7 protein-coding genes and 1 pseudogene are annotated in these 19,379 nt (G+C 61.4%); 1 reads left to right on the top strand and 7 read right to left on the bottom strand.

The features are described from left to right. Positions 1 to 41: 41 nt before the first annotated feature. From DDD63_RS04440 to pulA, 6 genes and pseudogenes are all read right to left on the bottom strand, one after another. Positions 42 to 1,649: an acyl-CoA carboxylase subunit beta gene (locus DDD63_RS04440; protein ID WP_108715356.1), complete on the bottom strand. Its 1,608-nt coding sequence runs from the start codon at positions 1,647 to 1,649 to the stop codon at positions 42 to 44. 2 nt (positions 1,650 to 1,651) lie between these two features. Continuing rightward, positions 1,652 to 3,435 (bottom strand): annotated as a pseudogene (locus DDD63_RS04435) (biotin carboxylase N-terminal domain-containing protein). Next, positions 3,436 to 4,386, bottom strand: coding sequence for a biotin--[acetyl-CoA-carboxylase] ligase (locus DDD63_RS04430; protein ID WP_164505457.1), 951 nt, complete (start codon positions 4,384 to 4,386; stop codon positions 3,436 to 3,438). 1,162 nt (positions 4,387 to 5,548) lie between these two features. Then, positions 5,549 to 6,538, bottom strand: a complete 990-nt coding sequence (locus tag DDD63_RS04425) for a malate dehydrogenase (RefSeq protein ID WP_108715354.1) — start codon at positions 6,536 to 6,538, stop codon at positions 5,549 to 5,551. A gap of 335 nt (positions 6,539 to 6,873) precedes the next feature. Continuing rightward, positions 6,874 to 8,529: a glucose-6-phosphate isomerase gene (pgi, locus tag DDD63_RS04420; protein ID WP_108715353.1), complete on the bottom strand. Its 1,656-nt coding sequence runs from the start codon at positions 8,527 to 8,529 to the stop codon at positions 6,874 to 6,876. 206 nt (positions 8,530 to 8,735) lie between these two features. Then, positions 8,736 to 15,227 (bottom strand): pullulanase-type alpha-1,6-glucosidase, encoded by a 6,492-nt coding sequence (gene pulA / locus DDD63_RS04415; protein WP_108715352.1) that lies wholly within the window; start codon positions 15,225 to 15,227, stop codon positions 8,736 to 8,738. 379 nt (positions 15,228 to 15,606) lie between these two features. Here pulA and DDD63_RS04410 point away from each other — a divergent pair, with 379 nt between their 5' ends. Beyond that, positions 15,607 to 17,868, top strand: coding sequence for a 6-phosphofructokinase (locus DDD63_RS04410; RefSeq protein WP_108715351.1), 2,262 nt, complete (start codon positions 15,607 to 15,609; stop codon positions 17,866 to 17,868). Positions 17,869 to 18,059: 191 nt separating this feature from the next. On the opposite strand, the gene DDD63_RS04405 is transcribed toward DDD63_RS04410, so the two are convergent. Beyond that, the gene (locus DDD63_RS04405; protein WP_108715350.1) at positions 18,060 to 19,313 is read right to left on the bottom strand and encodes a dicarboxylate/amino acid:cation symporter; all 1,254 of its coding nucleotides are present in this window, start codon (positions 19,311 to 19,313) and stop codon (positions 18,060 to 18,062) included. Positions 19,314 to 19,379 lie beyond the last annotated feature (66 nt).

The following is a 19,379-nucleotide window of genomic DNA, read 5'->3' as shown; positions in this document are numbered from 1 at the left end:
CGACGCGCGCATTGGGAGAAGCGCTTCGGGCCGGGCGTTACTCACATGGGCATATTCCCGTGGCGGCGGGTACCGGGATGCGAGCGGTCCTTCGTGCGCAGAACGCGTAGTGCGGAAACGATGGTGGATCGTGTGGATTCGGGTGTGATAATCGCGTCGAGCTCTCCGCTGGCAACCGAGAGATACGGGTTGACGTTCTCCCGGGTGTATTTGTCGGCGAGCTCCTTGCGCAGGGCCTCTACATCCCGACCCTCGGCGGCGGCCTGTTTGAGTTGCCGCCGTCCGGTGATCGCCACCGCGCCGTCGGCGCCCAATACGGCAATCTCGGCGCCCGGCCAGGCGAAGTTCATGTCTCCACCGATTGCCTTGGATCCCATAACGATGTACGCACCACCGTACGCCTTGCGGAGCACGACTGTAACGAGCGGGACTGAGGCGTTCGCGTACGCCCAGATCAGCTTGGCACCGCGGCGGATGATGCCCGCTTGTTCCTGCTCGGTGCCGGGCCGGTAACCCGGCACGTCCACCAGCGTGACGACGGGAACGTTGAAGGCGTCGCAGAACTGGACGAAGCGGCCCGCCTTCTCCGAGGCATCAACGTCAAGCGTGCCCGCCTCGTGCAGTGGCTGGTTCGCAACGATTCCGATGGATTCTCCCGCCAGTGCCGCGAAGCCGACGACGATAGAGGGGGCGAAATACTCCTGCACCTGGACGAATTCACCGTAATCGACCAGGTGGCGTATCACTTCCACCATGTCGTATGGCTGCTTGGAGGACTCGGGAACCAAACCGGCCAGCCCGGCTGCGTCGACGGCAGCCTGTGGCCCGTCCGTGTAATCCCAGTGGCGGGTAGGTGCATCGCAATTCTGCGGCAGATAAGTGAGCAGCGTACGCGTGTAGTCCAGGGCGTCCGCCTCATCCTCGGCGAGGTAGTGAGCCACGCCAGACTGGAAGTTGTGCACCTGTGCGCCACCCAGGTCTTCGAAGCTGACATCTTCGCCCGTTGTGGCCCGCACTACGTCGGGGCCGGTGACGAACATATGCGAATGATCGCGTGTCATCACAATGAAATCCGTCAGGGCCGGGCAGTAGACTGCACCGCCGGCACACGGCCCAAGGATCACCGAGACCTGCGGAATCACACCGGATGCCTCGCATGTCTTTCGGAAGATACGACCGTACTGGCTCAGTGCCACCACGCCCTCCTGGATGCGGGCGCCACCCGAATCGAGCATGGCGACGATCGGGATGCGTAGCTCTAACGCCTTGTCCATGAGGGAGATGATTTTGTCTCCCTCGGCCTGGCCGAGCGTTCCGCCGGAGATCGAGAAGTCCTGTGCATAAACCGCGACCGGTTCTCCCCCGACGGTTCCGATACCGGTCACCACCGCTGCCCCGGTGAAGCCCTCGGCCATGTTACCGCCGACGAACTGCCCTATTTCGGTGAAAGACTCGGGGTCGAGCAACAGACCGATACGCTCCCGCGCGGTGTTTTTCTCCTTGGCATGCTGGCGCTTTCGCGCTTTCTCCTCGGCGCCTTCCGCGAGACTCTGCTGGTAGGCGGCAAAGTCGGCTCGATTGATAACACGCGATGTGGAGTCAATGGTCTGCGACTCGTCTGGCAGGCCACGCAAACTGGTGAGTGTCATGATTATTCTCCTTCCTGCTTGCGCGCCACACGCACAAGCGGCTGGTAAGCGGACACGTTTTGACCACCACTCACGGCGATTTCAGTGACAGTACCGTCGTAAGGGGCATGCACGTAGCTCTCCATCTTCATGGACTCGAGGACCACGAGGAGATCGCCGCGGTTGACCGAGGCACCGACCTCGACGCATACGCGTACCACAATGGCCTGGATCTGTGAATTGACCATGCCGTCGGCATCCACAAGCTCACCGCTGCGCGCGTCGGCGCGAGCACGGTTGGCGCTGCGCAACGGTTGCTGCGTGCGCGAATGCCCGCCGGTGTTGAACATTGAGCGAGGAACGGTCAGCTCCATGCGTCGGCCATTCACCTCGATGACGAAACTGGCACGTTCCTCCACCGGTGCAGCGGCCACCGCTGGCGCGTTATCCACCGCGACGCCTGCCGAGGCATCGGCCGGGGCGATGTATCCCGGCAGCACCTCTTCTTCAAACCAGCGGGTCGACGGCGCGGCGCCCGCGAACTCCGGCATGGCGATAACTTCGCTGTACAGCCGGGCAGGGGTTTGCACGCCCTCCAGCACCAATTCATCGAGTACTCGGCGGGAGCGGGCAATTGCGGCCTCACGCGTCGGTGCCGTCACAATGAGCTTGGCCAGCATGGGGTCGAAATCGGCGGTGACCGCATCGCCCTCCGTGACACCCGATTCGATCCGTACCCCGTGCCCGAGGGGCCAGCGCAGGCGCGTAATAGTGCCGGTGGACGGAACCAGACCACGGCGCGGGTCCTCGCAGGTTATACGGAACTCGAAGGAATGAGCGCGCGGCGTCGGCACCTGCGATAACTCCTGCCCGGAGGCAATTCGGATCTGCTCCGCAACGAGGTCGAGGCCGGTGACTTCCTCGGATACCGTGTGCTCCACCTGCAGGCGCGGGTTGACTTCGAGGAAGTTCACGCGCCCATCCGGTTCGACCAGGAACTCACATGTTCCCAGCCCCACGTACCCGACGGCGTCGAAGAGCCGATGCGACCACTCCACCAGCGTCGCCACCGTCTCCTCTCCCAACCCGGGGGCGGGGCTTCCTCGATGAGCTTTTGGTTTCGGCGCTGCACCGAGCAGTCACGCGTTGAGATAACGGCGAAGTTGCCGTGGGAATCCCGTGCGCACTGTGTTTCTACGTGCCGGGCGGTGCGGATGAAGCGCTCCACGAAGAAGCCTTCCGCCTCGGTGCCGTGAGCGGCGAAGAAGAGGTCCAGATCCGCATCGGATTCAATGATGGTGATGCCGCGGCCGCCGCCGCCGTCGGCCTTCTTGGTAACAATCGGATACCCGTGCTCGGCTATGAATGCGGCAACGGATTCCCGCCCGGAGACCGGATCGGAGATACCGGGAACCGGGCTGACGTCCACCGATTCGGCCAGGCGCCGGGCCTGGATCTTGTCGCCGAGGCGGGTCAGAACATCCGGAGCCGGGCCGATCCAGGTCAAGCCGACCTCTTGGACGGCGGAGGCGAATTCAGGGATCTCGGAGAGGAACCCGTATCCGGGATGTACGGCATCAGCACCGGCCTGCTTGGCCGCATCTATGAGTTTGTCGCCGTTCATGTAGCTTTCGGCGTATGCCGTACCTCCGAGGGCATAGGCAGAATCCGCCTGGCGGACGAATTGCGCACCACGGTCACCGTCGGAATACACGGCCACCGATTCGATACCCATATCGGCGGCGGTGCGAATCACCCGCAGGGCGATTTCCGAACGATTGGCGATGAGAATACGGGAAATTGACACTCAGGACTCCTTGCCGCGACTCGATTGAGACCATTGGATTGCTTTGTGATGCCGGGGAACGCGTTGGCCGATGGGCGGCGTATGCTGCTCGGGCGATGCCGCACGCTCCATTCGTCCCAGCAGGGAGACTTCGCCGGAGGTGACGACCACCGGCCCGTCGTCGGTGACCATGTCGAGCGACCCATCCGCCAGGATGGCACGTCCGGTTCCGTTCAGCGGTGTGGCGCGTGGACGCCCCACCGTGACGCCTGGACGCAGCGTTTCGCAGCAGGCATTGGCCTCCTCGATCAGACCGGAAGCGACGGGGTCTCCCGTATCGATCAAGGCGTCGATACGTTCGCGTAGGCCGCGCAACCAGGCAGCCGCCAGCTCGTCCCGCGTTGGTACTGGCAGCCCGGCGGTTGCCAGCGAGGCCGAGGTAGGAGTGGGAAGCTCTTCGGCCTCCAGCGACAGGTTGGCGCCCAGTCCGATGACGCAGGCGATCTTGCCGTCGCGTCGACCGCAGAACTCACCGAGGACTCCGGCTACCTTCCGTGGTTCCGGTACACGGACGACGACGTCGTTGGGCCATGACAACAGTGCGGCGTCTCTACCTGTGCACATGTTGATGGCGCTGCGGGCCGCTGCCGCACCGATGAGGGTCAGTAAGGCGACATGCTCTTCAATGCTCTCCGGAACCTCCACCAATACGGAGACCAGGAGTGAACGACCGGCTGCCGAGAACCAACGTCTGCCGGAGCGGCCTCGCCCGGCCGTCTGGTCGTCGGCGACCATTACGGTGAAATCCGGGATGCGGCCCGCTTCCCACAAAGCAGTTAAGTCGTCCTGAGTGGATCCGGTGAGTTCGGTGTGGAATAAGACGGCGGCCTGTGCACCAGTGAGTGGAAAGCGCGCCGGGGGCAGACTCGCCTCCGGTTGTCCCGCTTGGTCCCATGCACTCAGTTCGCCCATTTCGCCATCCTTTCGCGCCGTCTCTCGGCACTCTCTCTGCGCGGACATCACCCACACCGTTACACTTACGTTATCGTAAGTTACCCTACCGTACAGTAACTAGTGTGCGGTGTGTTGTTCCCAACAGCACGCCGCAGCATTCCCATTCGCCCACGGCAAACGGCGCAAGCGGCATGGCAATACCATCGCCTGATTCGCAACAGCCGCCTATGGAGTGGTATGGATTCTGCGCCGCGCCACTGCTGAAAAGCGCATATTTGGCGCGGGTGGGGCCCCGCAGCATCCCACGCTCGGAACTGCTTGAGTACTACGCGCTTACTGCCGGTGCGACCCCGCGCAAGGAGCGGCAGTGTTGTGTGCAAGCTCTCCTCAAAACGCCTGAGACATGACGCCGCAATCGGATTCCACCTGTGCACGAAGTATTCCGTGACCCCGGGTTCGTTGGATCGGCCATGCAAGCGACCCTACCCGCGTCTGTGCAAAGTGCGGCTCATCGCCCCCTTCGAGCCTGTCCCATCTATCCAAATTCTCCGGGTTTTACGCAGTTTTCCGCGAAAAACCCGGAGAATGGAAGATAAACCGGAGAATCTCGAGCAACAACGGACGGGTAACCGTCGGAATCACTCGGTTTCGCTCCGCCACCCCGCTACAGCCAGTGTAGGCAGGCGCCGGTGTGGGCAAACGGCGGAGGTGGCGGTGTCTGAAGCGGGAGTACACCGCCCCTCCACACCCGGGCGTGCAGTCCCCTCCGCCACGACAAGCACGCGCAGTCGCCGCCTTGCAACTGCACAAGCGGGCGACGGTCGATTTCACAAGGAAGCCACGACTGCGCTCAGCCTCGCCACTGCCCGGGCAGGCTCTGGCGTACAGCCGGGGCAGCAACGCCGCCAAACGTGGCTTCGACTGCAGCGTGAAAGACTGGTAGGGCCCATCGTTGCCTGCCACACGCGGCAGGCAAGCCACACGCGGCGGGCGACGGGTGCAACATCTAGCCTCGCCACGAGGCCACATGCGAGTGCCCGCCCGAGACAACGCTCGGGCGGGCATATGAGCACCTACCGCTGCGATGGGGGCAATGCGCGGCGCCACCGCGCCCACATCACCACCGGGACGGTATCCCGCATCACGGCCAAGATGGTGGCCGTTCTTCGCTCCACGCGACTCAGATCAAACCGAGTGCGCGCACGGCCTCCAGCTCTTCTTGTGCGGCCTTAACGTTGTGGTCGATCCCAGCGCGTGTGCGCTCGGAGATCTCCAGGTCATCAACGATCTGCCACTCGCCATCCACCGAAACGCAGGGGAATCCGAAGATCAGCCCTTCTGGCACACCGTAGTGCGAACCGTCGCTGTACACTCCCGAAGTCACCCAGTCACCTTCCGGAACGCCATTGACCCAGCTGTACACGTGGTCAATGGCAGCCGAGGCCGCAGAAGCCGCCGACGAGGCTCCCCGCGCCTCGATAATCGCCGCTCCGCGCTTGGCAACTGTGGGAACGAAGTAGCTTTCCAGCCACTCGGCGTCCACCAGTTCACCCGCTGGCTTGCCGCTCACCGTCGCGTAAGAGACATCCGGGTACTGGTCAGCTGAATGATTACCCCAGACCACCATCTTGCGAATATCGCTGACCTTCGCCCCAGTCTTCTCTGCCAACTGGGAGATGGCGCGGTTATGGTCGAGTCGCATCATGGCGGTAAAGCGGCTCTTCGGCACATCCGGAGCGGAGCTCATAGCAATGACGGCGTTCGTATTGGCCGGGTTTCCAACCACAAGAACGCGAACATCGTCGGCGGCATGATCATTGATTGCCTTGCCCTGCGGTCCGAAGATGCCGCCATTGGCTTCGAGCAGATCGGCTCGTTCCATGCCCTGTGTACGCGGACGAGCTCCAACCAGCAGCGCCACATTCGCGCCCTCAAAGGCGGCGTCGGCCGAGTCGTACACGTTCACGGAATCAAGCAGCGGGAAGGCGGCGTCATTCAGCTCCATGGCCGTTCCTTCGGCTGCCTTCACCGCCTGCGGAATCTCCAGAAGGTTCAAACGAACCGCAGTGTCCGGCCCCAACAGGGCTCCGGAAGCGATGCGGAAAAGCAGAGCGTAGCCGATATTTCCGGCCGCTCCGGTAACGGTAACAGTGACTGGCGTTTTCGCCATGGATTTCTCCTTCGTAGGTTGTCGTAACGGGCTCTCCGCCCAGAAAAGAGGGGTCTATGCCCGGACTATCCCAGCATATGCGGCGGGGTTAATTTAGTCCGGGCACCTTAGACCTAGAAGACCGCGGGCACCGGCATGTGGATTCTCACCGCAGGCGGTAGGGGGCACGCCTCTGCGCAGAACTGCAGGCGGAAATAGCCCGATTCTCACTGCGGCGATACCCCGAGCCACGCGGGGCATGCGAATAGTCGCAGCGTTTCAGCAGTAGGATCCTGCCGCGCCACTGGGGCCTCCTATGAGTCTTCACCAGCGGCACTCCGCACACAGAGATTCCCTTATTTGCGATGCGCGCGGTAGTAGGCGATCAGACCGGCCGTTGACGAGTCCTGCTCGGCGAGTGCGGCGGTGTCGCCGGCAATCGCCGGAGCCAGATCTTTCGCCATTTGCTTGCCGAGCTCCACCCCCCACTGGTCGAACGAATCGATACCCCATACGCAGCCCTCCACGAACACGATGTGCTCATACAGGGCAATGAGTTGGCCGAGCACTGCCGGAGTCAATGCCGGGGCCATAATCGACGTCGTCGGCTTGTTGCCGGTGAAGACACGCGCGGTGACGATCTCCTCCGGGGTGCCCTCCGCCCGGACTTCGTCGGCGGTCTTCCCAAAGGCAAGCGCCTTCGTCTGGGCGAAGAAATTACCGAGGAAGAGCTCATGCTGATCGGAATCACCGTCCCGCAGCGCGTACGTCGGGTTGGCGAAGGCAATGAAGTCGGCGGGAATGAGCTGCGTGCCTTGGTGAATCAGCTGATAGAAGGCGTGCTGCCCATTGGTGCCCGGTTCGCCCCAGAAGACCTCACCGGTCGTCGTCGTTACATCGCTACCATCCCAGCGCACCCGCTTGCCGTTGGACTCCATGGTCAACTGCTGCAGGTAGGCGGGGAATCGATGCAGGTACTGCGAGTACGGCAGAACGGCGTGTGTGCCCGCCCCATGGAAGTTGGAGTACCACACTCCGAGCAGCCCCATGAGCAGCGGCACGTTCTCCGCCGCCTGCGCTTGCGCGAAATGCAGGTCCATGGCGTGGAATCCGGCGAGGAAATCCGCGAAGTTCTCCGGCCCGATGGCGATGGCGAGGGAGGTTCCAACAGCGGAGTCTACGGAATAGCGTCCACCTACCCAGTTCCAGAATCCGAACGCGTTGGCGGGATCGATGCCGAACTCGGCCACCTTCTCCAGGTTCGTGGATACGGCGACGAAGTGCCGGGCGACGGCGTCGTCGGCGCTAATACCGCGCGCCGCGAGTTGCTCCAGCAACCAACTGCGGCACGCCTTGGCATTCGTAATGGTTTCCAGCGTGGTGAACGTCTTGGAGGCAACGATGAAAAGAACGGTCTCCGGATCAACGCCCTTGAGGGTCTCCCCCACATCTGTCGGATCAATGTTGGAGATGAATCGGCACTCTAGCCCTTCCTGCACGTAGGGCTTGAGGGCCTCGTAGGCCATAACCGGCCCGAGATCGGAGCCTCCGATCCCCACATTGATGATGGTTGTCAGCGGCTTACCCGTTACGCCGGTCCACTCGCCGGAGCGGATTCGCCGGGCGAATGAATAGATCGCATCGAGTACGCCGTGAACGTCCGCAATAACGTCCTGCCCGTCAACAACCAACTGGTCAGTGCGCGGCCGCCGTAGTGCGGTGTGCAGCACCGCCCGATCTTCAGTGACGTTGATATGTTCGCCGGCATACATGGCATCGCGACGGCTTTCCACCCCGACTTGCTCGGCCAGTTCGAGCAGCGCGGAGAGGACCTCCTCATCAAGGTAGTTCTTGGAAAGATCAACATGCAGATCGGCGGCGGTGAAACTGTAACGTTCCGCCCGCTGGCTATCGGCCGCGAATGCGGCGCGGAAATCGGGGCGGTAAGACGCCGCAAGTTCGGTGAGGCGCTGCCAGGCGGCAGTCTGGGTGGGGTCAATCGGAGAGCTCATTCTCAATCCTCAATCTGGTCGGTATCCGGGCTGGCTGGCAGTCGTTGTAATAGCCAGGCACGCTAGCCATTCTATCCGGCATTGGCGCCCTCGGCAGCCCCACGGGTAAACGCCTCGCATACAAATCGCCGGTGGCAGGCTGAACCACACTGCCACCGGCGATTGCCCGGCTCGCACCTCCTACGTCTTAACCGTTAGGCACACACCTATTTTCGGTAGACGCCGAGCGTGTCGGTCCCGTTGCCATTCCAGTCACCAGCGAGAGGGGTATCCGAAGGCTCCCCGTAGACGACGACGTCATCCGCGGGGCCACCATCGGCGGAATTGGCGATGTAGTACTGATTGCCGCGACGCAGGGCAACCGTGTCGGCCACCCATGGGCCATCGCTGGCACCGTCCCAGTTGCCCACCAACACCTCGTCGGCAGCCCGACCGTAGTGGTAACTCCAGTCAGCGTTACCGCCCTGCAGGCTGTTGCGCAGATAGAATGCATTGGCTCGCCGCACGGCAACGGTATCCTTCCCATCGCCGTCCCAGTCACCGGCAAGAATCTCATCGCTAGTGCGGCCGAAAATAAAGCTCTGTTCGGCAGCTCCCCCGCTGAGCGCATTGTTGATGTAGATCGTGGCACCTCGGCGAACGGAGATGGTATCGCGCCCGTCACCGTTCCAGTCACCGACCAATACGTCGTCACCGCTGCGCCCGAAACGGAAGCGTGTCAATGCGCCGTCGTCGCCACGCAGCACGAACTCGTTGCTGCCAGCGATCCGGAACCCGACCTCGTCGCTACCGTCACCGTCCCAGTCTCCCGCAATAGGTGTGCCATCCTCTACGAAGTGGAACATGATGTCGGTAATCGAGAGGTCCTCAGAACTCAAGAAGAAGGTGCAGTTCCCCTCGGCCTCGCAGCCGTTGACGGTCTGCTTCTGTTCAAGAACCGCCACGGTGCGACCGGGGATGGTGACTGTGCCGTTATCCCACACGGTCTGCTTGACGACCTCGTCACCACCATCCTGTTGGATCTGTGACAGTGTGAGGTCAGTACCCTCCATGCCATTGATCGCCTCCGTGATCGCGTTGGGCGAGGCATTAAAGACAACCAGCAGACCATCACGTTCGGGATCGATATCGGCACCCGCAGTGTCATCGATACGCATTACAAGCAGGCCGGGCGTCGCATTGGGGCCGGCGTTCGGGAAGGACACCTTCTCCTTAATCAGATCGGCGTCGTCCAAGGTGAATAGCTCCGAACTGGAACGCAGGCGGAGCAGATCAAGTGCCTGCTCATGCGACGCCGTCATGGCGGCCGCATCCGGCACCAGATTCGCGTTGGAAAGGTACGGCCGCATGGCGTCCCACCGCGCAGAATTATCGCGTGCCGGAGGCAAGCCGACGCCGAAGTTACTCGTCTGCCCCGACCAATCAATCGCATTGAACCAGTCACCGGAGTTGTAGGAGTTACGGTCCAGTGACTTACTACGCAATAGATCGGTGCCACCATGCCAGAACACGGGCGACTGTCCGAGGGTAACCGTGGCCAGGGACAGCGTGTTCATTCGCACCCGGTCCTCCATGCTGGAGCCCATCGGCATCTTCCAAACGTTGAGATCGTAGAGTGTCTCATTATCGTGTGCGTCAACGTAGTTCACCGACTCATACGGCTGGGTGGCATATCCGACGCTGGCACCGTTGAAGGTTATCTCGGCGCCGGTCTTTTCGGTCCCGTCCGCGGCAGTGATAGTGAAATCGCTCAGATTACCGGCCAGACCGATTCGGATCGTGTCGGTGTAGAAGCGCAACTGGTCGGCGTCACCACCGGCAATGCCGTTCGGATCGGTATACAAGCCGTTGCCGAAGCCCTGGGTGTCATTCTTACCGTCGGATTGGGCGCCATGCACTGCGTCGCGCAGGCGATCATTGAAGGTTCCGATCCCGGTGCCGCCGAGCCTACCCTGGATGGAGGGCTCGAACCGCGAACCGTCGGCGGTGGTGCCGAATGCCCACCCCTCGCCGTACAGGTACATGGACTTCCCGTCCACACCATCTTCGGCCAGGGTTAGTTCATCAAGGGCAGCGCGGATCTTCTGCATGGACTGCACGGAGTTGAACTCCATGAGGTCGAAACGGAAGCCGTCCACCTTGTATTCCTTCGCCCATGTCACCAGCGAATCGATCATGAGATCCTCCGCCATGGCATGTTCGGTCGCATATTCGGCACAGCACGGGCTGTTCAGGGTCTGCCCCGCATAGCCCAGCCGATGGTAGTAACCGGGGACGATCTTCTCGAACACCGAAGTCTCATCCTGCCCGCAGGCATAGGTGTGGTTGAACACCTCATCGAGCACCACCTGGTAACCGGCTGCGTGCAGATGCCCCACCATTGAGCGGTATTCCGCAGTGCGCGCAGCACCATCCTGGTTGCCGTCACTGGCGTAGGATCCCTCCGGCGTCGTGTAGTGGAAGGGATCGTAACCCCAGTTGTATCCGTCCTGGTCGGCAACGGCCATCACGGCCTCTTGTTGCTCGGAGGAATCGGCAGCGGCCTCTGGCACCTGAGGGATTTCCTGCGCGGACCTGTCTTCCGGAATGGAGGCGATGTCGTAGGTCGGAAGCAGATGGATGGTGTTCATTCCGGCATCTGATAGCTCCCGCAGCTCCTTCATCCCGTCGGAATCGGACACGCCGAATGCTCCGTAGGTTCCGCGTAGAGCCTCCGGAACTGTTTCATCCGCGATTGAGAAGTCACGCACGTGCATTTCGAGGATGGCACGGTCCGAGAACTGGGCAATAACCGGCGACGCCGTATCGCTCCACACCTCCGGCATGGCCTCCGGATCGTCCAGGTTCACGATAACGGACTGCTTGGAGTCGGTCGTCAGGCCCACCGAGTTGGGGTCGGTGACAATGTTATGAACCACTGTGCCGGCGATGGCCTCCTGCGCCTCGTCACCGGCGGTGATTGCCGTCGGAGGAACATATACCTCCACGTCATACAGATATGCCCGGTTGGCCCAAGAAGCCTCACCCGTAATCGTCCAGGATCCGTCACTCTGCCGCTCCATGGGCAGCTCCTGCGGCTCACCCTCGGCGGAAAGATCGTCATACAGACGCAGTGTTACCGACTGCGCCGTCGGTGCCCAGAGAGAAAGCGTTGGCGTCTTTCCCTGGAAGGAGACTCCCTGCTCGCGCTGCGCGGCCTTCTGCGCGTAAAGGGCATCGAGGACGCGTGCGGTCTGCAGGGATGTGAATGCAACCGGATTGCCGTTGGCATCGGCCTGCAACACCTCTATCTCACCGGTCAGAATGGTCTCGATAAGGTCTCTATCCAGCGGTTCCTCGGGCGTGAGTGCCACATAGTCCTTGCGGGCCGAGGTATATTTCGCGGTCAGATAGGGATCCTGTTCCTTCTGTTCGCTTGTCAACCCTCCGGCCTTGACCTGCAGGGCAACACTACCGTCAGCTCCCGAGACGTCGGCACCCTGGCGTGTTATTCCCCCATTTTTCGCATAGTAGAGCGTGTAGGTGGCGCCATCGGTGGCCACATCGGCCGGCCAGGCGAGGGTCTCCTCATCCAACCAGTAGCCGATGGCCTGCCCGTCACCCACCACCGGTATATCGGTTACCTCAAGTGTGAGGATATGGGTGGAGGGATTGTAGGTGAACACGGCGAGCTTACCGGCAGGAACCGCGTCGAACTGGTAATTCGGAGAACCACCGGCTCCGTTTCCATCTCGGCCATAGGCGACATCCCAACTCAGCGATTCGGAGACCTTTGCCTCGATTGGCGTGGCGGGAAGCCGCGTCGTGGAGAAGGTGAAGATGCCGTCCCCATCTGGATCCGTCATCAGTGTTGCCAGGCAGGCAGGATCCCAGTCCTGCGCACAGCCCACGGCCGCATTGAAATTGCCCGGCACCGTGTAGGGCGGATGCTCGGCGGTATTGAAGAACTCGTGAGTCTTCGCGTTGTAATAGAAAGTGACCGGGCCCTCGGCGGCCACCGTGTAAGCCACATTCGCACCATTTGGCACGGCCCCCGCACCAAAGTTCACATCCCAACTACCACCGAGGGCGATCTTGTACTCGTAGTTACCGGCCGGCAGGGTGAAAGTACCGCTGTACCAGTCGGTTCCGGCCACTGCGGTCAGCTGGGTCTGATCACAGGCGGGCTGCCAGTTGCCCGTGCATCCCAGCGCAAGCTGGTGCGTACCGGGGATGCTCACCATGCCGGTCGTATTATCGTTACCGGAGTCCTGCGCACCAATCGATTGGTTCACACCCAACGAGCCGAAGCCGGTATTAGCCGCCACTTTCCCTTCGGCGTCCACCGAGATCGCCCGGTACTCGATGAGTGTTCCCTCTTTCAGGCCACTGACATCGTGGAAGACGCGCGGGGAATCACCGGTTGCCGTTCCCAGGCTCGTCCACTCGTTTGTGCCCACCAGCCGGTAGGCAAAAGTCGTCTCCGCCCAATGATCATCCTGCACAGTGGCTGTTACCGGAACCAGGGATTCACTGACGTTCTGCCCCGCCAAGGTGGTCGCCTGCACGGTCAGAGCCTCACCGGCCGTCGGCGTGACCACTACGCCCTGCTGATCGGCGGCAGCAACCTGCCGATCAGCCCGGAATACAACAGCGGACAGAGGCGCCACCGCGACGGTCACCTGACCTGCGGCGTCGGCCGTGAGACTATCATCAGTCCCATATACCCCGGTATAGGAGGCCCCCGGAGTCAGCGTTGTGAAAGTCGCCGTGGAAGCAGAAGTCGCGTTGTTAACGGCGACGACGTACTCGATCTTCTCGTCGCGGTCCACTCGCGAGAAGGCGTAGACTCCGGGGCCCTTCTCCGCGTAAAGCTCGATCTGCGCGCCGACACGCAAAGCCGGTGTGGAGGAGCGTAGCGTGGCAACTTCAGAAATCGTTGTGTATAGCGTCGTCGTCTGATCGTAGTGGTCACCGGCACCGAAGGTGCTACCGTCCAGCAGCTGTTGGTTCCGGTATTCGGCGGTCTGCGAGGCGAATAGCGACTGCCGGGCATCCTTGTCGTTGCCGGTTCCCGCGAATCCCTGCTCGTCGCCGTAGTAGACCACCGGCTGGCCGCGGGTAAGGAACATGATTTCGTGGGCAAGTACGCTTCGTGTCTCCGGCTGATCCGCCCCGGCGGAATTCAAGAGGTATCCGATCCGGCCCATGTCATGATTGCCCAAGAAAGTCGGCATGTCACCTGCATTGGATGTGGCGGTCGTGAAATAGTCGTCCGCGGCAAAGGTACCGGCTAGTGACTGCGCCGTGTAGCCGCTCGCGTAGTTCTTCACCGAGTCTTGGAAACCGAAGTCGAGGGTAGCTCCCATATCGGTTTGCCGCACGTAGGGAGCACGGTCGGTTGCGGCATTGTCGTAGACCTCTCCGAAGGTGAAGAAGTCTGGATTCGTCGCCTCGGCGTATTCGGATATCCCCGCAGTCCAGTCCTTCCAGAACTGGAAGTTCACATGCTTGGCGGTGTCGATGCGGAAACCGTCGATCCCGAAGTCCATCCACGCCTTGTACACCTCTTCAAAGGTCTGCTCGACCACCGGATTCTCGGTCATGAGGTCGTCCAGCCCGTCGAAGTCGCCGTAGGTCACCGACTCACCCGACCAGGTGGAGTTGCCACGGTTGTGGTAAAGCGTCACATCGTTGAGTTCAGCGGGGACGACGTCGCCCTGCCGCTGCGGAACATAGGGGAATGACGTGGCAGCGTCAAGCTCTGGGAAGGTCGTTCCGGCAATTGCGGCCGGGTCGAAGGTCTGCCCCGCGGCATCCTTGTACGGCGAGTCCGCTAGCGAGACGTACGACGTCGAATCGCCCTCGTACTCGATGAGATCAGCGGTGTGGTTGACGATGATGTCGAAGTACACCTTGATGCCGCGCGAGTGCGCATCCTCGATGAAGGCCTTGAACTCGTCATTGGTACCCAAATGAGGGTCAAGCTGCGTAAAGTCGGTCACCCAGTAGCCATGGTATCCGGCCGAAGCATCGCTGCCGCTGCCCTGCACGGGCTGGTTCTTGAAGGAAGGCGTCAACCAGATGGCCGTTGTCCCAAGGGACTCGATGTAATCGAGCCTCTCGCGCAGTCCGGCGATATCGCCGCCCTGATAGAAGCCCTTATTCGTCGGGTCGTACCCCGATACCAGCGGATCGCTATCCAATCCGCCGGTGTCATTGGAACTGTCGCCGTTGGCAAAACGATCAGTGAGAACGAAGTAGAAATTCTCGCCGGATCCGCGAGAAGCCGGCGCGGCGATAATCGCATCGTCCGCGGGTGTGTAAGACGTGTCACCCAGGTCCAGCGCCACTCCCACCTTGTTGGTCGTGGCGTTGAACTGGAAGGTGACTTGTGTATCTCCGGCCACGGTGATCGGCATGTTAGCGTCACCGTTACCCCACGAGTTGTTCCAGGAATGTCCGCCGACAATCTTGTACTCCCACGACCCTGCGGGCACGGTGGCAGTGAATTCGTAGATGCCCTCCGAGGTCTCCGTCAGTTCGGTAGCGGTACACTTCTCATCCCAGTCAGCGCAGGTGGAAATCTCGCTTTGCAGATCCCCTGCTAGAGAGTATGGTCCATCTGCGGCCACCGCCGGCAGTCCGGGGAGCGCGATCAGGCCGCTGGCGGTCAGTGCGCCAGCTCCAAGCAGTGCAGTTATACGTCGGGTGTGCATTGTTCCCTCCAGGTCGTGGACCCAGCACGGCTACGTGCAGCGGTAGGCCCTATATGGGCACGATAGTAAAAGGGCGTCCGCGTCCCTGCAACAGATTTCCTCAAGTCTGCAAAAAATGGCACAGGTCACGTAAACCCTCATCTAGGTAAAACCCGTGGATTCACGCATATTCGGTCAAAACCGCATTGTGACACAATCGAGAATCCTGCAAAAAACGACCTGTGGATGGACGGACAAGAGGGGCGCATGGGGCGGATTAGCGGGCGTACACCGGGCGGACTGGAGGGGCTCACAAAGGCAGACTGGAGGGGCTCACACCAGAGGCGCATTAGGCCCTGACTCCCACCACAGACTTGCTGCAAGAGGGCACAATAGAGGTGTGAGCTCGAATGCAGATAGTCGCCAAAGAATTGCCGTCCTGACATCAGGCGGTGACGCACCGGGGATGAATGCAGTTGTGCGCGCCGTCGTGCGCACAACTATCCACGCCGGTGCCGTTCCCTATGCCATCTATGAAGGGTGGAAAGGCGCCGTCGAAGGCGGCGATCTCATCCGCGAAACCGGTTGGTCTGATGTCTCCAACATTCTCAACCAGGGCGGGACGCGTATTGGCACCGCTCGCAGCGAAGCGTTCCGTACTCGCGAGGGTATGCGAGCTGCGGTCCGAAATCTCGCCGCACTCGGCATAGACCGCGTCGTTGCCATTGGTGGAGACGGTACGCTCACCGGGGCGGCCGAACTGCGTTCCCTCTGGCCGGAATTGCTGGCTGAACTCGTGGAACGCGGCGAGATTACCCCCGAGGTGGCAGCGGCACATCCACGCTTGCACCTAGTCGGCGTCGTCGGTTCGATTGATAACGATCTGGTCGGATCGGATATGACCGTTGGAACTGACTCCGCATTACATCGCATTGTCGACGCGATTGACGCTATTTCCTCCACCGCCGCATCACACCAGCGTACCTTCATTATCGAGGTGATGGGCAGGCGCTGCGGTTATCTGGCGCTGATGAGCGCCATTGCCGGCGGGTGTGACTACGTTTTCATCCCGGAACTTCCTCCCGCGCCGGGATGGGAAGAGCAATTGTGCGAGAAACTGCGCACCGGGCGGGCGGCGGGACGCCGCGACTCCATTATTGTGGTTGCCGAAGGCGCCCAGGACCGTGCCGGTCTGCCCATTACCGCCACGCAGGTGCGCGACGTCTTGGCGGACGGGCTTGGCGAAGAGGCGCGTATCACCGCCCTCGGCCACGTGCAACGCGGCGGCACGCCCTCGGCCTATGACCGGTGGATGCCGACCCTGCTGGGATACACAGCGGCTCTGGAAGCTGTCCGCGCCGACGACGAGGCCGAGCCGTGCATCATCGCAACAAACCGCAACCGCATCACACGCCGACCTCTACACCAAGCCGTCGCCGATACACGCGCGGTGAAGGGCTACCTGAAGGACGGCGATTACGATGCGGCGGTCGACTCACGTGGCGTCGGCTACCGGCAAATGATTGATATCTTCGAGACGATATCCTCCCCGGTGCCAACACGGCACGGAGCCGGGAGCGGCGCTCGCGTTGCCATCATGCATGCCGGCGGTCTCGCTCCCGGTATGAATACTGCGGCGCGAGCTGCGGTGAGACTGGGCGTCGACCGTGGCTTCACCATGCTGGGTGTTAACGGTGGCTTCCCCGGGCTGATCGACGGCGACGTGCATGAACTGACCTGGGGCGATGTCGATTCTTGGGTGGGCGCGGGAGGCGCGGCGCTGGGAACGCGGCGCACCGGACCCGCTGTAGAACAGTACTACGCACTCGGTCGCGCCATCGAAGAGCATCGCATCGACGCCATCTTAATGATCGGAGGCTTCGCCGGCTACGAGTCCATCTGGCGCCTGCTGCGCGAACGTGACCGCTTCCCGGCCTTCAACATTCCCTTCGTCTGCGTTCCAGCCTCCATTGATAACAATCTGCCCGGCTCCGAGCTGTCAATCGGCGCCGATACGGCCCTGAATAACAATACGGAAGTGCTCGACCGTATCAAGCAGTCCGCAAGTGCCTCCCGCCGCTGCTTCGTCGCCGAAACAATGGGGCGCAAGTGCGGGTTCCTCGCGCTTATGAGCGGTATCTCCTCCGGGGCGGAGCAGGTGTATTTGTACGAGCGTGGCATTACGTTGGCGCAACTCTCCGCGGATACGCAGCGCATGGTCGAAAGCTTCAAGGCGGGCCGCGAGCTGTACCTGGTGGTCCGATGCGAGCAGGCCTCGGAGTATTACACCACCGATCTACTCACTCGTGTCTTCCAGGAAGAGGGGCATGGCCTGTTCGACGTGCGGCCAGCCATCCTCGGTCATATGCAGCAGGGCGGAAATCCCTCACCTTTTGATCGGACACTCGCCGTGCGGCTAACAACCTACGCCATTGATGAGCTGGAGCGGCAATTGCACACCGGGCGCCACCGCGGGGCTCACGTGGGTATGGCGGACGGGACCGTGCAGACCTATCCTCTCTCGCATATGGATGAACAGATCGATATGGCCACTCGCCTCCCCTATGACCCGTGGTGGCTGAACCTATATTCGGTTCTGTACACAGTGGCCGACAAGAACTACACCGAGCCGCTGCAACCGCTGGACATCTTCGAGGGTTAAAGACTTCTTTTGCGAAGTCCGGGCTGGGCGGATGTTAGCCCGGACGTTGAGGCGATGTAAGCCCTCAACCACCGGTTGGGTCCGGACCGGACAGGTGTTAAGCCCGAACCCAACCGACGGCATGTGCGGCGTCCGGACGCAGCGGCTATCGGAGCGCTCCAGATATCAGATACCTCAACTATCGGAACGATTCAGGCCTTGCTGACCTCATCCAAATAGGCCTCGGGGTCGAAGGTCCGGTGCCCGTCGAAACCCTTCACGTTTTCATTCACTTCACCGATACGTGGCCCGGCCAAGCGCTCCACAATCAAGGCTATTGCCCCGTCCCCGGTTACGTTGGTGGCGGTGCCGAAGGAATCAAGGGCCACGTACGTCGCAATCATCAGACCCACGTTGGCATCATTGAATCCGAGCATAGAAGCCAGGATGCCGGTGGCAGCCATAATGGCTCCACCCGGCACGCCAGGGGCGGCGATCATGGTCACACCGAGCATGAAAATGAACCCGACCATCTGCCCCGTACTAACCGGCAAGTGATTGACGGAAATAATTGCCAGGGCAAAGGCGGTGATCTTCGACGTCGATCCGGCCAGGTGAATCGTGGCGCACAGTGGCACGGTGAAATTCGCAACCGGTTGTGACACTCCGTTCTTCCGCGTCTGACGCAGGGTCACCGGAATTGTCGCCGCCGACGACGACGTTCCCAACGCCGTGAAATAGGCCGGCAACATCGTCACCAGTGCCTTCAAAGGGTTCTTCTTCGCGATACCGCCTGCCAGGCAGAACTGGGCCAACAGGATAACTACCTCGAGCAAAAGAACCAGTACCACCACGCGCAGCAGCACGCGGATAATGGACGCCACTGCACCGGCCTCCGTCAGATTGAGGAAGATACCGAAGATATGCAGCGGAAGAAGCGGCACGATCACCTTCGAGATCAGACCGGTGACGATCACGCGAAACTCGAGGAATCCCTTACGCAGCACCCCACGTGGTGCCAAAGACAGGCCGATCCCCAGTACAAAGGCAATCACCAGCGCAGTCATCACGCCGAAAGCCGGTGGAATCTCGATTGTGAAATACCCGGAATAGGCGGTATCTGAGGGGTCCTCCACGGCGGCTAGCCCGCCGGTAGAGAGCAGACTCGGGTACACGGCGGCACACACGGCGTAGGTGAGAAAACCGGCGAAGAGTGTTGAGCCGTAGGCGATCGCAGCTGTCACCGTCAGCCACTTGCCCGCTCCCTTACCCAGGTCGGCGATAGCCGGCACCACCAAGCCCACAATAATCAGTGGAATGGCAAAGTTGAGAAACTGCGCGAAGATATCGCTAAAGGTGAAGAATACTCGCGCCACGGGCAGGGGCAGGAAAAGTCCGAAGGTGACTCCCAGAACAATTGCTCCTAAAACCCAGGGGAGAATACCGGCGCGTTTGAGCGCATTCATACGTATCCTTTCTGCTGCGCCGTCGGAGAATTACCGCGACGAGCAAACTGTAGGCGGCGAAACCTA

The sequence above is a fragment of the Actinobaculum sp. 313 genome (assembly GCF_003073475.1).
Taxonomy (GTDB): domain Bacteria; phylum Actinomycetota; class Actinomycetes; order Actinomycetales; family Actinomycetaceae; genus Asp313.
Note: the sequence above shows the minus strand (reverse complement) of the source record. Positions and strands in the feature narration are given on the sequence as shown.

Excerpts from the sequence above, each read along its gene's own strand:
- DDD63_RS04440 (WP_108715356.1), bottom strand. The coding sequence starts at position 1,649 with ATGACACTCACCAGTTTGCGTGGCCTGCCAGACGAGTCGCAGACCATT.
- DDD63_RS04430 (WP_164505457.1), bottom strand. The coding sequence starts at position 4,386 with ATGGGCGAACTGAGTGCATGGGACCAAGCGGGACAACCGGAGGCGAGT.
- DDD63_RS04425 (WP_108715354.1), bottom strand. The coding sequence starts at position 6,538 with ATGGCGAAAACGCCAGTCACTGTTACCGTTACCGGAGCGGCCGGAAAT.
- pgi (WP_108715353.1), bottom strand. The coding sequence starts at position 8,529 with ATGAGCTCTCCGATTGACCCCACCCAGACTGCCGCCTGGCAGCGCCTC.
- pulA (WP_108715352.1), bottom strand. The coding sequence starts at position 15,227 with ATGCACACCCGACGTATAACTGCACTGCTTGGAGCTGGCGCACTGACC.
- DDD63_RS04405 (WP_108715350.1), bottom strand. The coding sequence starts at position 19,313 with ATGAATGCGCTCAAACGCGCCGGTATTCTCCCCTGGGTTTTAGGAGCA.